At 37.2% G+C, this 15,802-nt stretch carries 14 protein-coding genes; 7 read left to right on the top strand and 7 right to left on the bottom strand.

The features are described 5' to 3' along the window. Positions 1 to 175 precede the first annotated feature (175 nt). Positions 176 to 538, top strand: a complete 363-nt coding sequence (locus IV512_RS02805; RefSeq protein ID WP_209400392.1) for a hypothetical protein — start codon at positions 176 to 178, stop codon at positions 536 to 538. 103 nt (positions 539 to 641) lie between these two features. On the opposite strand, the gene IV512_RS02800 is transcribed toward IV512_RS02805, so the two are convergent. Continuing rightward, the gene (locus IV512_RS02800; RefSeq protein ID WP_209400390.1) at positions 642 to 1,856 is read right to left on the bottom strand and encodes a patatin-like phospholipase family protein; all 1,215 of its coding nucleotides are present in this window, start codon (positions 1,854 to 1,856) and stop codon (positions 642 to 644) included. A 227-nt stretch (positions 1,857 to 2,083) separates the two neighbouring features. Here IV512_RS02800 and IV512_RS02795 point away from each other — a divergent pair, with 227 nt between their 5' ends. Further along, the gene (locus tag IV512_RS02795) at positions 2,084 to 2,983 is read left to right on the top strand and encodes a DMT family transporter (RefSeq protein WP_209400389.1); all 900 of its coding nucleotides are present in this window, start codon (positions 2,084 to 2,086) and stop codon (positions 2,981 to 2,983) included. 10 nt (positions 2,984 to 2,993) lie between these two features. Here the strand turns inward: IV512_RS02795 and IV512_RS02790 are convergent, their stop codons facing one another. The 5 genes from IV512_RS02790 to IV512_RS02770 form a co-directional block, all read right to left on the bottom strand. Then, positions 2,994 to 3,839, bottom strand: coding sequence for a universal stress protein (locus tag IV512_RS02790; RefSeq protein WP_209400387.1), 846 nt, complete (start codon positions 3,837 to 3,839; stop codon positions 2,994 to 2,996). Positions 3,840 to 4,283: 444 nt separating this feature from the next. Continuing rightward, positions 4,284 to 5,315 carry a phosphotriesterase gene (locus IV512_RS02785; protein WP_209400385.1) on the bottom strand — a complete coding sequence of 344 codons (1,032 nt, stop codon included), beginning with the start codon at positions 5,313 to 5,315 and terminating at the stop codon, positions 4,284 to 4,286. Between the two features lie 125 nt (positions 5,316 to 5,440). Next, complete coding sequence (locus IV512_RS02780) at positions 5,441 to 6,556, bottom strand: DUF2914 domain-containing protein (protein ID WP_209400383.1); 1,116 nt, start codon at positions 6,554 to 6,556, stop codon at positions 5,441 to 5,443. Positions 6,557 to 6,748: 192 nt separating this feature from the next. Next, complete coding sequence (locus IV512_RS02775; RefSeq protein ID WP_209400381.1) at positions 6,749 to 7,201, bottom strand: PA2169 family four-helix-bundle protein; 453 nt, start codon at positions 7,199 to 7,201, stop codon at positions 6,749 to 6,751. A 106-nt stretch (positions 7,202 to 7,307) separates the two neighbouring features. After that, complete coding sequence (locus IV512_RS02770; protein ID WP_209400380.1) at positions 7,308 to 8,174, bottom strand: helix-turn-helix transcriptional regulator; 867 nt, start codon at positions 8,172 to 8,174, stop codon at positions 7,308 to 7,310. 218 nt (positions 8,175 to 8,392) lie between these two features. On the opposite strand from IV512_RS02770, the gene IV512_RS02765 reads away from it, so the two are divergent. Then, positions 8,393 to 10,813 carry a carboxypeptidase-like regulatory domain-containing protein gene (locus IV512_RS02765; protein WP_371743249.1) on the top strand — a complete coding sequence of 807 codons (2,421 nt, stop codon included), beginning with the start codon at positions 8,393 to 8,395 and terminating at the stop codon, positions 10,811 to 10,813. A 20-nt stretch (positions 10,814 to 10,833) separates the two neighbouring features. Then, positions 10,834 to 12,258, top strand: coding sequence for a hypothetical protein (locus IV512_RS02760; RefSeq protein ID WP_209400378.1), 1,425 nt, complete (start codon positions 10,834 to 10,836; stop codon positions 12,256 to 12,258). A 309-nt stretch (positions 12,259 to 12,567) separates the two neighbouring features. Here IV512_RS02760 and IV512_RS02755 read toward each other — a convergent pair whose 3' ends face one another. After that, positions 12,568 to 13,242, bottom strand: coding sequence for an NAD(P)H-dependent oxidoreductase (locus IV512_RS02755; protein WP_209400377.1), 675 nt, complete (start codon positions 13,240 to 13,242; stop codon positions 12,568 to 12,570). A 166-nt stretch (positions 13,243 to 13,408) separates the two neighbouring features. On the opposite strand from IV512_RS02755, the gene IV512_RS02750 reads away from it, so the two are divergent. The 3 genes from IV512_RS02750 (at position 13,409) to IV512_RS02740 (ending at position 15,745) form a co-directional block, all read left to right on the top strand. Beyond that, complete coding sequence (locus IV512_RS02750) at positions 13,409 to 14,293, top strand: AraC family transcriptional regulator (protein ID WP_209400375.1); 885 nt, start codon at positions 13,409 to 13,411, stop codon at positions 14,291 to 14,293. 175 nt (positions 14,294 to 14,468) lie between these two features. Beyond that, a complete protein-coding gene (gntA, locus tag IV512_RS02745) occupies positions 14,469 to 15,155 on the top strand; it encodes a guanitoxin biosynthesis heme-dependent pre-guanitoxin N-hydroxylase GntA (RefSeq protein ID WP_209400373.1) in 687 nt (228 codons plus the stop codon). A 2-nt stretch (positions 15,156 to 15,157) separates the two neighbouring features. Beyond that, positions 15,158 to 15,745, top strand: a complete 588-nt coding sequence (locus tag IV512_RS02740) for a DUF1989 domain-containing protein (RefSeq protein ID WP_209400370.1) — start codon at positions 15,158 to 15,160, stop codon at positions 15,743 to 15,745. Positions 15,746 to 15,802 lie beyond the last annotated feature (57 nt).

Genomic DNA, 15,802 nt, shown 5'->3' with positions numbered 1-15,802 from the left:
AATATTTTACAAACACTTGAAAAAAGGCTATCTAACTACTTGTTTGATAGCCTTTTTTGTTTCATCCAATTCTTGAAAGGATTACAAAATTCTCTGAATGAGCCGCTAGTTGTGAGGACTAAATTCTATTTTCTCACAGATTTAAGCGATATAACATTCACGTTAAAACCAAGATATGACTAGAGACGATTTATTAGGAAAAGAGATGAGCAACCTCTACGCCATTGCAAAACAAGTGAACCACTATTTTAATGATAGTGATATCAGCTTTTTAAAGAAGAGAATGCAAAATCTATTGAGCAATTATGTAAAGTTTAGCTGTAATCATGAGGAACAGACCGCTGAGATGCTAAGAAACTTACAGGTAAACCCGGGTAATACGACAGATTCCATTGTAAACGAAATGACCGAAAACCTTGATCAGATAGTCAAAAGCGACCTTAGTGATTCATTAAAGCAATTAAGCTATGAACTATCGTTAAATCGATTAATTTCATATCATAAAGCCAATATTGAAAATATTGAGCATTTATTGTAAAATTCAATCAGAATTATGAGACTTGGTCTAAACAAAATTTGGACATTTCTTATCTATTCGAACCATATAAATATTACTCAAAAATAACCTTCTTTCTTGGGTATTATATTTTCGGCCGCCCATTCTCTCCACTTATCCATTCATCTTGGTAACATAGGTCGATCAAGCGAAATAACTGGTCATTGTTTCGTTCTACTTCGAACTCAATAGGTTGATTATAGATTTTGCCAGCTTTCCAGGCGTTAAAACATTGTAAAAGCAAGTCTATCTGGGCGTCTTTGGTCAGATCCATCTCCAACGCATACAGTTGTTTTATTAGTGGTTCGGCTTCCGTAGAAAGCTTATCATCAAAATGAATCAAAGGCGATAAGCGTATGATGTTGTCGTTCAATTCTTTGCCCGTTGTGGCTTTAAAAAACATCATAGCCATATAGTTGGCAGTGTCGGGCGGTTGGTATAAAATGGTCTTGGCTTGGTTGAAAACGGTTTCCCCAAAGAAGCTCAGCTGAGATTTCATTCTGTGAAAAGCCAGTTTCTTTCTTCTATATTTTTGTGCGGTAAGTTTCCAATCCCAAAATTTTTCTTTGCTATCGGAAGACATTAAGGGGTTGCTGGTACCTAAGGAAACGATTTGTAGGTCCTTCAGGTCCACCTTCAATTTATAGGCTTCGATGATACCCGCTAAAATGGGATTGTTAAAGCCGCCAAGGGCACCATCCCACAACTCAAAGTACACATCGCTTTCTTTCGCCTTAAATCTTGCAGGAAAATCGAAATACTGCACCGGCGCATTTGAAGAGCCATTGATGGCCTGCGTCAATCGTACCGAATCATAACGCGCTGGGTTCAAAGCATACGACTTAAAGAATTTGGCCCGATTGTTCAGCGCATCGTAGGTACAAACCACAATTTTCAACGATTCTTTTCCAATAATTTTGGGCAGTTCGCTCATCTGTACCTTATCCATTTCAGGAAACAGGTATTCAAAAGCTTCCCTTTTTTTTAGGGCACTGTATTTTGGACCGAACCCGATACCGAACGCCCGTAAATAATCTACGGGGAAAAAACGGTCACGAAACGAATTCTTATAAAAAATACGTTCCCGATTTTCCTTATCCTTAAACAGGCTTATCGCTTTATCAATGGAATAATTCTCGGCCAAAGCGGCCAAAACAATACTGCCCCCAGAATTGGCAATCACCAGATCAAATTTACGCAGTACTTTGTGACCGTTCATGTTTCCATAACGGTCTCTTAAGGTGAGTAATTGAATGATTGCCCAACTACCGCCGCCATCGAGTGATAAAATTTTATACATTTTACGATTCAAAAGTTCTAGGAAATACTGCTTTGAAGTGAATAAATATATTAAAATTTAACTAGTAAAAATTACAGGAAGACATAACGAAGACCGAAAAAGAATGTCCGCATCGGTTTGATTATATGTAGGTAAAACCTATTTCTTGTTCTCTAGTTTTACTTTTTTTAAATCTGCTGAAATCCATAGTTAGCAAACCCTAAAAAACCAATATCTTCGCGCCCGCTATGTGGATGTATCTCGGGCTTCTAGCCGCTTTATTCTTAGGATTACACAACCTACTTAAAAAACATGCCGTTCAGGGCAACGAAGTTTTTCCGGTGCTTTTGGGTACTATTTCAGCTGGTTTCCTGTTGCTCCTTCCATTATACTTGGGTTCTACTTGGTACCCTGACCGAATGATGGAGCTACAGCTGTATGTGACGGACATCCCCCTAAAAAAACATGGCTATATTCTTATCAAATCCGCCATCATGGCGGGCTCTTGGTTATTGGCCTATCAGGCTTTAAAACATTTGCCGATTACCATTGTGACGCCCATACGCTCGGCAGGCCCCTTTTTCACCTTTATCGGGGCGATACTCATCTATCAAGAAAGGCCGAATTTTGCGCAGTGGATTGGTTTCTTTCTCATCATATTTTCGGTATTGCTCTATTCTCGAATCGGAAAAAGGGAAGGCATTCATTTTAAAAGCAATAAATGGATATTCGCCATTATCGGAGCCACTTTTTTAGGGGCTTCGAGCGGACTCTACGATAAGTTTTTGATTCAGAATTTGAGCCTGAATCCGCAAACTTTACAATTTTGGTTTTGTTTTTATACCATTCTTATTCTTTTGGTAATACTAAGTATAACCTGGTTTCCGAATACGGAAAAACGAAAAGCGTTCAAATGGCGTTGGTCTATACCAATGGTGGGCATACTGTTGCAGATTGCCGATTACTTTTATTTTAAGGCCTTACAAGACCCAGATGCATTGATTATGTTGCTTTCGGCGATCAAACGCAGCCAAATTATCATTGCGGTTGTCGTAGGCGGACTCATCTTTAAAGAACAGAACAAACGCAAGAAACTCGTGCCCTTGGCCGGCATTTTGATCGGTGTATTCTTGATTCTATACAGTTGATTAGCGCTAATCAGCCGTGCAATGCCAATACGGGCACATCTTTAAAAAAGCCCAATTTGCCAAGACTAGAACTGCCTAGGCCCAGCCATTCGAGCAAAGACGGTTTCTTGTCGATATAACTGATCATACCACTATGCCTGATTTCGACAAAACAACTAAGGGCCGCTTTCATCTTCACATTATGCAACACTCTAAACCGGTATTCGATATTCTTGAAATTTTGACGTAACAGCATCTTGTTTTCTTTTTGATGTGCGGTAAGATCACAATTGTCGATAGTGCTTACCACCTCTATACTAGCCTTAGTGATTTGAGCAATATCAGCTAGGTGCTTTACTTCGGCGATATTAAAATCTCTATCAAAATTGGTTACCAATACGATTTCTTTCGGATGGTTGAACGTAACATTTGTAGGAACTACCAAAATGGGGCAATGTCGAACATTCTCGATAACGTCTAAGGTATTCTTACCATATTGTTTTGCTCGATTGAGGTTGGTACCCTTCGCCCCCATTACGATTAAATCGAATTGCATGTCTTCGACGACTTTTTTTACCGTAGATAAAAACATCGTAGAATAGGAAAGTACAAAAAATCGATGTTTCGAATTTTCATTTAGAAAGGTTAACCGAACCATAATATCTCCCAGGCCCTCTTTCGACCTTTTTTCCGAAGATTTATTGAAAAGATGATCAGGATCTAAAATCTCATAGCTATCTAAACCATAGACTTCTTTGGCATAGGTGTTCAAAATATAAAAGTCACAAGGCTCATTCTCGTAAAGATTGATCGCGTATTGAATAGCGTTCCAAGAATTTTTAGAAAAATCGGTAGGTAACAAGATTTTTTTGTTCATGACGTGCTGTTTTTAGATTCTATATTTCTATTGCTGCTGACTTTTTTATAATGTGCTAAAGCTGTTATAAGGGTAAAAATCGAAAGTACTAGGTAATCTTTGCCATTTTCGGGCGACGATGATATGATTTAAAACGCGCAATTAAAATCGGTACAAAGGAGATGACAGGTAACGGAACTATCCGCCGTATATGCATGTGGTATAAGTCTCTTGTAGGTGCTTATAACCCAAAAATTGTAGATTTGGGAACCTATCAATCTTATCTTATTAAAGTAATAGCAAAAGATGTGCCTAAGATACTCTTTAGTGTTTAGAACTATCTTAAATAACTGTATATAAACTACTTAGTTAAATGTCGGGAAATTAGCAAACTTTTAAATGGGTAAAAATTACCCGATTTAATTGAAAAGGCTAGATTTTATAACGCCTGTAAACTTTCAAAAATTAATTTTGAACTTTCTTTATTCTTAGCATATATGCCTCTTTAGGGTTTTCGACCAACAGCATATCGATATCTTTTTGCGAAAACCCATGTTTTTTAAGCGCAGGAATCAATTCGGTAAAGAGGTTTGTATACCCCCTAAAATCACCACCATTAGTTTCTCCTACCGTGTACCAGCCGGCATCGTGCGAAACAAGCACCTGCTGAAGTATGTTTTTATCTTTTAGTTTAGTTAGGGTAGCTACGTACCAATCAATATTTCCATTTTTCTCAGGATTATTGAGGTCTCCGGCATTGACATGATCTAATGAAATCCATGCGCCGTATTTTGCGGCTTCTATATAACCATCGATAGTTCCGTTTTGGGCATGGGCCCACACAAAAGAACGAGGTGAAACCCCCATGTTTTTTAGTACTTCAATTTGGGCCATGGCTGCTTCATCTCCCCCTGTATGTGACACAATGGTCATTCCAGTTGCCAAGTGGGTCAATCCCGCAGCCGTGATAAGTTTTTCATGTACTTCGGAAAGTGTGCCGCTGTTATTTACCGAAATTTTGATAAATCCTGGCTTGATCCCAGAACCATCTATTCCTCTTTTAAATTCTTCGGTCCAATGGGAAGCCATTTTTTGTGCACTGGCCTTTTGCAGTTCAAGAGGAATATACTTATTGTCATGTACTCCATAGTAACCGGTATTCGTTAAAATCTGTATGCCTGAAAGATGCGAAAGCTCTTTTAAGATGTAGGGGTCACGACCGAGGTAGGCTGGTGTACAATCTACAAGGGTTGTTACGCCATGCTTCTTTAAGTCTTCTAAAAATGGTAAGACACGTTGTACCACTTCCCTCCTATTCCATCTATGGTAGCCTGTACTATCGGCCCCGATCCAATCGACCATGATGTGTTCGTGAATGAGCGAGATACCCATTTCGTCATCAGAAATCTCACCGTTGACCGTTAAAATCTGGGCAGAGGCGAGTGTGCTAAAGAGAAGCGTTAAGGTTATAAAAAAACATTTGAAGTCTTTTATCATGTCTTATCTTGTCGAATCTTTTATAACGGTCTACCTAAGATAGCGAATCTGTTGTCTCTGTGTTTATAAATAATGAAATTAGAAAAATATAAGGTGTGCTAATCGACATAAATTTTGATTGGGCATCAGAACTTTTTGTCAACCATTCGAATATGTTGTAGATTTTCTTTCATTATAATTTCAAAGTCTATAACCCCCAATAAAAGTTCATCGTCGGTTAGAACTTCTACCTGCCAAAGCCCTGGTTTAACATTTTGTTTATAGGTGTAACCCCGAAACCCGCCATCTCTACCTCCCGTAATATCGAATGGAATATCTTCGACGACCGACCATTCATTTGTACTATCATTGTACCAAGACCAGCGATGTAGCATTGTTTCTTTCAAATCGGTCGGAGCAAATATGGAAGAAAAAACATAAACCCTTTCTTCTGGCACAAAGGCAAATTTTAACCTATGGTCTCGCCAAAAGATAAAACCGTCATCTGCTTCATAACTCACAATATAGTCATTGTTGACCTGTTTAATATTATGGGCAACGATACCCTCTTCAAGTGCAAGCGGTACGGGCGGTATAAGTTTAAGAAAGTAGAACGCATTGATAAGCGCATAAACCCCCAAAATCAGGGTCAATAGTTTCGCAAGTTTTATTTCGTGCCTTGTAGAGGCGCTTCGGGCATAAATAAATGTTATTAAACCAATGGTACAACCGAGGCTGACCAACCCCGAATAAAGAAATATTCGAACGCTCATTTCTTTTGCGAAAACCGGTATCATAAAGGTGAAAAAGGTAAAACTCAAGAAGAAATAGACGCTGAACTGTAAGTATTTATTTGAAATTCGACGTTTAAGATGTTCGTTGGCCACGAGCATTGCTATTAGAATAAAAAAGAAAGCAGCGGTCTTTGACAACGATACGCTTCTTGAGAAGTAAATAACATAGGCACTTGAAAGTCCGCCAAAGAAAAATTGAATCGCCAAGGGAAAATACTCTTCGACGCGTTCTAAAATTGTGTTCTTCCATTTGCCATCTTCCGTCAAATTGTACAAGTAAATAGTTAGTGTTAGAAACGACATGTGAAGGCAGAGCACAATAAGATCGTAAAGTCGGTCAATTCGGCCCAGGGTTAACGTATCAAAAATAAAACCACCCATAAAGAAAATTATAGGTGCATACTTCTCATACCTTCTTATAACCTTTCTGAACTTACTATTTCTATATCTGACCAGACTTCTTTTCATTTTCTGTCTCCCTTGCTTTCAAAAAAAAAGCGGATTTCTTTTAATTAGGCTTAAATATATGGATGTTCTAACAGAGCATAAGAGTAAGCGCTGAGTAGATTGACTTTTTCTATTGTGATATACCTATTGGATAAAATAAATACAAACAAAAACCCCCTTAAAAAGGGGGTTGGTTATTTTAAAAATGATTTTCTATCTAAAATCTTCTAAAATGTCTGATGTCTCTAAATCATTTTGAATAGTACTCCGTTGTTCCCTGAGAATTTCTTTCACTCTTGCAGGCACCTGCGTTTCAGCAATAACTTCGCTGTATTCCTTTATAGCCGATTTATCACCTCTTACCGCTTCTTCTAACATCGATTCGTCGTTATCGCCTGAGAAAAATGCTTTGACATCCATCCAAGTGCGGTGTGCAGCTCCTGCAGTGGTACCTTCAATTTTTTCATTGCCCAACTGTAATTCTGGCACTGCATTCTTCAATTGTTTTAAAAACGATTTTCTGTTTTCTATCCTTCCCAAGAAATAGTTTTTAGTACTAACCTCTTTAGAATTTTCGGCAGCTTTCTCAAAACCTTTTACAGCATCTTCGTTTTTATCGATTACATCTTGCAACTTCTTTTCTATACTTTTTACATCTGCGTTCATAGTCTCTATTTTGTGTCATTAATTTATAATTCGAAAATAACCATAGTTCGCCGGTGCTATGAACGCTTATAAAGTAATCACTGACTGTATTGCCCTGAATTGAAATCTAGACAACCTCTCTGGGCAGATAACCGTAAAATTTTTTAAATGCAACGGTAAAATGTTGCGGATTTTTATACCCGACCGTTTGTGAAATGTGGGCAATGGTCAGCTCTTTAGCTTTTAATAAATCGTGGGCCTCAGTCATTCTCATGGCTGTCAAGTGCTTAAAAATAGTTTTACCGTAGACCTGCTTATAATCTTGCTTTAATTTAGAGGTATTAATGCCGGCAAATTGGGCGAGCTGAGGTATCGTAATGTTCTTGTTTAAATTCTTATGTAAGTAGGTATGAACCTTATGAATTACCGTGTCTTCAATCTGCGGAGGTCTCGCCGGAATAACACCCAGAGAAATGCATTTTGGCTTTTTAATAAAAAGAAGTTCTATCAATTCTATCACTTTGGTTTCTAAAAATGATTTTTTCAATACTCCATCAAGAGTACAAGTTTTAATCTCATTAATAAGATTACAGCTTTTTTCATCAAGGGGTTGATTGTTTTCCCAAAATGAAATCGGTTCTTTATTGCTCTTCAATTTTAGGAAGTCCGTCAATCTGCTGTTTAGATTGCCCACCACAGTTTTTAAAAACTTTTCATGAAATAAAACTTCCAGCGAATGACAAATAGAACCTTGGTAATTTAAACCAGTTTCCGTTTTAGGCATTCGGAACATATTAAAGTAGCCTTGTTCAATTACGCGGGGTGTTTTTGCTATTTCGTGAGCACAACTACCTAGCAACTGAAAATGTATTTTCACCAATCCTTTATCGTGGTTAGATACTGAATTGAATGAAGTTTGAAGGTTATATTGCGTTTCTAAAATCGTGCATCCGTTCAGTTCGTGAAGCAAAGAAGAACCTTTAACTCCTTTCAAATCAATTACTTTGCTTTCACTTAAAAATGGTGAATTAGAATATAGGGGTGCCCTAAGCGGTATAGGCAGTGGTTTGGTTGTTACCGACATGTTTGTTGTTGATGAATAATTCTTCCGAATACGTTATACAAACTTCCTTTTGCGTTGTAAAGAACAAATATGACACATATATTTTTGCAATCCAATTTATTCTTAATCATTCTAAATAAAAATAGATAGTGAGATACTGGTTCCTCACCTTTTTACTTTTCAATCTTCATACAGAGGTGTTTTCTCAGCAACCGACTAATAGAATAAGCGGCCAAGTGATAACAGTAACCGGTGAACCTCTTTTCGGTGCTACGGTATTTATCGCGAATACCAGTACCGGTTCTCAAACCGATGAAAATGGAAACTACCTTATCAAGAACATACGCAATGGTGAATATGTAATCACCGCATCATATATAGGCCTCAAAACAATATCAAAAAAGGTTAATATCGAGGGGAGCGAGAAAAATATTAAAATCGATTTTAAGCTTTCGGAAAACACTGAAGAACTTGACGAAGTAACTGTTAATGGTAAATCGAAGGAAACCGAAATCGAGACCAAAGGTTTTGCCGTAAACGTAATAGAGACCAAAGAGGCTAGTATTAGAAATGTACAGACCAACGAGTTATTAAATACTACCGTTGGTGTAAAAATTCGTCAAAACGGTGGTTTAGGTTCTAACGTAGAGTACTCCTTAAACGGTTTATCAGGTAATTCGGTACGTATTTTTATTGACGGAATTCCCATTTCGATGTACGGTTCGTCTTTTAATCTAAACAGCATTCCACCTTCTATGATTGAGAATATAGAAGTATACAAAGGAGTGGTTCCTGGGCATTTGGCCGATGATGCATTAGGTGGGGCTATAAATATTGTGATGAAAAATGGTGTGAGAAGCAATTTTAACGCCTCTGCATCATACGGCTCATTCAATACGGTACAGGCTAGTCTTAACGGTTTATATCGTTTTGATACATCTGGTTTTACGGTAAAAGCTTCTGTGTTTCATAATTATTCTGACAACGATTATGAAATAAGCGGTAGAAACATTGTCGATAAGGGTCTAGGAGGAGTAGAAACGCTTATAACCACTAAAAGATTCAATGATGCCTATAGATCAACCGGAGGAACGATTCAAATAGGTTATACCGATGTAAAATGGGCCGATCAATTTTTAATCGGTGTTACAGGTTCTGATGATTATAAGGAAGTACAGCACGGTGCCTTTGTAACCAAAATACCCTACAAAGGAAGGTTTTTAGAGTCTGATGCCTTGTTGGCTAATTTGACATACCTCAAAAAAGATTTCTTTGTAAAAGGATTGGATGTAAACGTCACTGGATTATTCGGTGAGCGAAATCGCATTGTTAATGATACTACAGGTGCGGCTTATAGTTGGACAGGGAAGAGGGCCATCGATTATAAAGGAGACGAGTACGAATATTCTTGGGGTGCTCAGCAAGAAGGCAATCCGACATTACTTAACATCAATAGAAAAGTAGCTTCGATAAGATCGGGACTCTCTTACGAACTGAACAAGAACCATAAAGTTTTTTTAAATCACGTGTACAGTGGGCTTGACCGGCAAGATAGCGATGAGATGATTTCGCTATTAGAAAACACTTTTCAACAAACGAGCGATATTTACAAGAATATTTACTCTCTCAGTTACGAACTGAATACTTTTAATGATCGATTGAAAGTAAACCTATTCGGAAAGCATTATCGCCAAAAAGTATTAAATACCTTACCCAAGTTCAATAGTGATGCCACTGAGGTAATTGATGAGGTTTACGATAGTAGCAAAGAATATAATGGTTATGGCTATGCGGTTTCTTTTGCGCTTCTAAAAAACATCACCTTGCTGACCTCTGCTGAAAAAGCTATTCGCCTGCCAAATGAAAACGAAGTGTTCGGTGATGCCGGAGACAATATTGAACCCAATCTAACCATTAAACCGGAGATAAGCGATAATTACAATTTGGGGTTCAGATTAGGAAAATTCAACATTCAGAAACACGGACTTATCATTTCTACGAATCTTTTTTCTAGAAAAATTCAAGATTTAATCGGTTTTCCAGGAGACGCACAAGACAATCAAGAACTTGGTGAAACCATTCAATACGGAAATTTTGATAGGGAAACTACTTCTAAAGGCATTGAAGCAGAAATCAACTATAGCTACAACAATAACCTCGGCTTTAACTTTAACTTATCACGTTTAAGTTTACAAAGAAAAAATCTTCAAGATAACATTGTAAACTCACCGAACGTTCCTTTGTTCACCATGAACGGATCGCTGCGTTACTCATTAAATAACATTATACAAAATCAAGCACGTCTAAACCTATTCTACAACGCCTATTTTACTGATGAGTTCTCTTATAAAGAAGAACAAGGCACTAATGTAGCAGGGTTAGAAGAGTTTTTAATACCCACCCAATTGGTTCAAGATTTTGGCTGTAGTTATATATTCCCAAACAAAAAATTTGCATTGAGCCTTGATGTCAAAAACATTTTCGACAAAGTCGCTTATGACAATTTACGTGTACAGAAACCAGGTAGGGCTTTTTACCTAAAATTGAATTATACAATCAATAATTTTTAAATATCTAAATAGAATATAGTATGAAACGACCCGTATTAAATTTGAAATCATTTGCCATTACCGTACTTGCCGCTGGTTTTATGGTCGCGTGCAGTAGTGATGATAATTCGATAACACCAGATCCTGATCAAGAAGAACAGGAAGAGGTAGAAGAAGAAGAGGAAGTAGATGAGTCGAGATGGATTACCATTGCAGGAGCAAAAATGGGAGAGGAACCAGGCGATGGTAATGGCGGAACTTTAATTTATTCCGTGACCAGTGAAGAAGCCAAAGACCCATCGGTAGAAATTGATCCATTTAACAATGGTTTTATTGCGCCTTCAAACAGAACGGCAAGATTACAGGCTTCAGAAGATGGTAACACCATTTTTAACATCAGTTATGCCGGTGATACTGGAGGAAATTATACCAAATACACTGTGAACGGCGGACAGGATTTTGAAAAAACAGGTTCTGAAATCAGCATTGCGGAATACGTAGGTACAGCCCCAAGATGGATTAAATTATTTGACGGAGATCAAACAGGTTGCGCGGTACGAGTTGATATTGAACACATCGTTGATGATAAAGGTACCCCAAATGATGTTACAGACGATACTTATGTACGTACAAGCCAAACCGTTGGTATCGTGACTTTAAATTTGGTTGATTCGCAAATCAACAAATACCAAAAAATTGATTTGTCTTTAGATGAAGAGCTAGAATCTCAAGGGTATTACATTGGCAGAATTGACATGCCTACCTTAAACGCTGCTGGTGACAAGTTATATATTGGTGCTCGTATGAATAAAATCGACCCATCAACGTTGACCAGAGATGAAGAAAATGCAGCGGATCTTGAAAGTGATAGCGATTATGAAATCTTAGGTTCTAAGACCATTGTAGTAGACTATCCTTCATTGGAAAACCCTGCAATCATTACTTCTACAGTTAGTCATGGTAATACAAATGGTTACCGTAGCATCAATTCTTTTGAATATGGTGGAAGTGTTTACCAAGCTAACCAAGGCGATCCAGAAGGCTCTCATATTTTGAAAATAGGAGCTGATAATCAGTACGATGATTCGTATGATTTTAATTTGGACGATGCATTAGGTGTTACTGGCGCATATGTTTTGGCTTGGAGACCTGCTGCTAATGGTAAAGCAGTTTTGGCTTACCGTCACGAAGGATCTGAAGAAGGCGTTGCCGGGCCACAAGGCTTTTTTGCCCTTGTAGACCTTAATGCTCAAACCGCCACTAAAATAGACGAGATTCCTTATGACACGGATTTCTATTTGTTCCAGTACCAAAGTTTTGCGGTAGACGGAAACGAAATCTACCTTACCGAAGCCCCTGTTGGGAAAGACGGAAACATTTATATTGTAGATACAGAGACCGGCGCAGTTACCAAAGGTGCTAAATTGGTCAATACTACAGGCAGTCACTTTATCGGTGCGTGGTAAAATATATATAATCATTCTTATTTAAGAATAATCCTGTATTTGAATAAGAAAGGGTTCTTTTAAGCTATTGCTTTTAAGAACCCTTTTCTATTTCTGTCAGTTAACAAATTTGTAATGAGTTGAGGCAACAATTTTTGATTCTATTTTTTCAAGTCCCATACTTTTCTTGCTGCCGTGCTATAATTACTAGGTAATGGGTTTAATTATTGACTGTTACAACTTAATATCGTCTGTTGTTGGTGTTTGTGCGACTGAGATAACGCTAGCTATAAGTATAAACAGTATTGTTAATGATGTTTTCATTGTGTTTTATTTCCAAGTTACGATGTCATCAAAATCTCTTCTAGATTTAGGAAACTCTGGGTCCGCCTTTCTGTACCCAAAGGCTGCCATAAAAGCCAATCCGTATTTATCGGTATTAATTCCAAATTTCTCTTGTAATAAAGCCTCTGCTTTTTCTTGATGAAATCCTTCAATTGGGCAAGAATCTATGCCTGTTAATGCTGCTGATGTCATCATATTACCCAATGCGATATAGGTTTGCTTAGAAGACCAGTCGAATAGCTTTTTATCGGTATCCAGGTTAAAATCACGCTCCTGAAATTCTCTGTAAAATTTAGAATACATTTCTATAACTTCGGCAGGCATTTGTTTTACCTCTTTCATCATATGTTCTATATAAGGTGCATTGTGCTTTACCATTGGTGCTTTCATTGCCAAACCTAAAATAAAGTGACTGGCAGTATCTAATTTTAAAGGCGCACCCCAAGCAACAGGTTTTAAAAGCTCTCTTAACTCTTTATCTTGTACCACCACAAAATGCCAAGGCTCAAAACCAAATGAACTAGGCGATAAATGTGCCGTTTTTAAGATAAATTTCATATCGCCGTCAGAAATGGTCTTTGTAGCATCAAATTCCTTTGTGGCGTGTCTGTAATTAAAAGCGTTTAAAATATCTTCTTTTGCAATGTTTGGTGTGCTCATGATTTTTTTTAAAAATTATTTTATGAATTTGATACAAATGTACTGGCAATTCGAAAACCTAATTATGTATATAAAAAGGGTTTATTAGTATAAATCAAGGTTTATTTGATTCTTCTTGTGGAATATTGAAGTAAATACTATAGTTTCACACCGTAATACGATAAATATGGAAGTTTTAGAAGCTTATAAACCTTTTGAAATACAAGAATTAACTTTAAGTGATTGGAAACAGCGCCCTCAAAAAAACAACTTTTTTGAGCTTGTGCTTATCAAAGCTGGTAGTGGTTCACAATGTATTAATTACAATGAATATGATTATAACAAAGGTGATATATTCTTATTGCCTCCTTTAAAGTGTCACTCATTTACCGTAGAAGCCCCTACAACATTTATTTTTTTAAAATTCGCCGATTCGTTCTTCAAAAACATTGGCCGAACGTCAATAGACCGTAATGAATGGTTTAAAGAGGCTTCATACATCTTATCGAATTACAATCAGCTACCTGGCGATATTATAAGAAGTGAGATGGATCGCCAGTTTATCGGCAATCTTGTTGATATGATTTTAAATGAATCGCACAATTATGGTTCTGAGTCCGTAAACCTGATTAGCAGTCTTATGACGAGTATTCTAGAATTATTGATGCGAAACATTAAGAAGAGTAGTTATTTCGGAATACCCAACAAAACTGGTGATCAACGTATAACACCTATGCTGAATTATATTAATGAACATCTCGATAACTCGGAAAAGCTTAAAATAGAAAACCTTGCCGGTGTTTTTATGATGTCGCCCACCTATGTGAGTGAGTTTTTCAAAAAACAGGTACAACAATCTCTGAGAGAATATATTATCAAAGCCAAATTGAAACAGGTAGAAATCAGACTGTTGAATAGTGACCATACCCTTACTGAAATCGCTGATGAATTAGGGTTTACCGATGTTAGCCACCTGTCAAAAACTTTTAAACGTTATGTGGGTATGTCTATTAGAGATTTTAAAAATAAAGGGGAGTATATGATGCTTACCCGAAATGCCTGTACAGCGTAATTGATAACGCAGCTATGCACTCAAAAGCTATCTAATTGAGCTCATTCAATTTTAATACCGTTCATTGTTTTTGAGGGATAATAATTATCGCTTTTGCATACTTCATTGCTTGTTTCGAAATTTAGCTTTGCTTTTAAATGTCAAATAATTTAAAGCTAATTTGAATTTAAAGGCTATGAAGATTAAAGTGGATACATCTGATGCTTCGATTGATATTACGAAAACATCAGTTAAAGAGAAAATAGAAAACTTTCTAATTACCGATGACCACCCGTGCGTCATGGCACAGTCACTTTTTAAACAAGAGCGCATCGTTTTCGATAGCTACGGTGCAATGCAGAAAAACCATACCGCCTCACTTCTACTAAAAAATATTGAGCATTACTTATCTGAGTATAATTTTGATAACAATCGCTACCAAAGTTATCTAGCGGTCTTTCCGAAAGATACTTTTAAATCGGAACAAGAATTTGAAGATGCTCTTTGGGTTCTTTTACAGAATTTGCATATTCAAGATGATATGCCGTGGGACAAAAGCGTTTCTAGCGATAGTAATGATGAAAATTTTAGTTTTAGCATCAAGGGTAAAGCGTTTTATATTGTGGGCATGCATCCGGAAAGCTCAAGAAATGCTAGAAAAAGCCCCTACCCTATGATAGCGTTCAATTTACATTGGCAATTCGAACAACTTAGAGAACATGAATTATATGGCAATGTTAGAGATACAATTCGGGAGCGGGATAAAGAGAGAAATGGCAGTATTAACCCCGTACTGAGAGATTTTGGAACCGCTAGTGAAGCCTTGCAATATTCGGGTAAAAGAAATAATGAGAATTGGAAATGTCCATTTCATAAAGTATAATAATGAATATAATTCAACCAAGATCCGGAGCGGCGTTCACGCTCCAAAAAAACCAATACCTGTTGGTAGAAGATCTTAAAGGAATGCAGGTTTCCGATATGGTTTTGTTTTCTCAAAATGACATCGGGGAAAAATTATCTTCTGGAAAGACTTTGGATTTTGAGGAGACGATTAATCTGACCACAGGTAATCACCTTTGGAGTAACAGAAGCAATAAGTTAATGTATATCGTACATGATGATGTGAGTTCTCATGATATGCTATTGGCACCATGCAGCAAAGAAACCTTTGAAATTATGTACGATTCTCATGAAACCACACATAGTTGCTTAGATAACTTGAACAATAACTTAAAAACGTTTGGTATCGAGAGAGACCAAATTCCTGGGGCTTTTAATATTTTCATGAACGTGCAAGTTGACGCAGAGGGAAAAATAGCAGTACTTCCGCCAAAGAGCAAAGCGAACGATACCATAGTATTTAAGGCACTGACAGATTTGATCGTAGGCCTAACAGCCTGCTCGGCCAAAGACAGTAATGGAGGTTCTTTTAAGCCTATTGGCTATAAAATATTAGAAAGTTGGGCATGAAAGCTTTTCTAGCGAATGAAAGGTTAACAGTTAATAGAAAACATACTACCAGTCATC

The sequence above is a fragment of the Pseudozobellia sp. WGM2 genome (assembly GCF_017810075.1).
Classification (GTDB): domain Bacteria; phylum Bacteroidota; class Bacteroidia; order Flavobacteriales; family Flavobacteriaceae; genus JADNYK01.
Note: the sequence above shows the minus strand (reverse complement) of the source record. Positions and strands in the feature narration are given on the sequence as shown.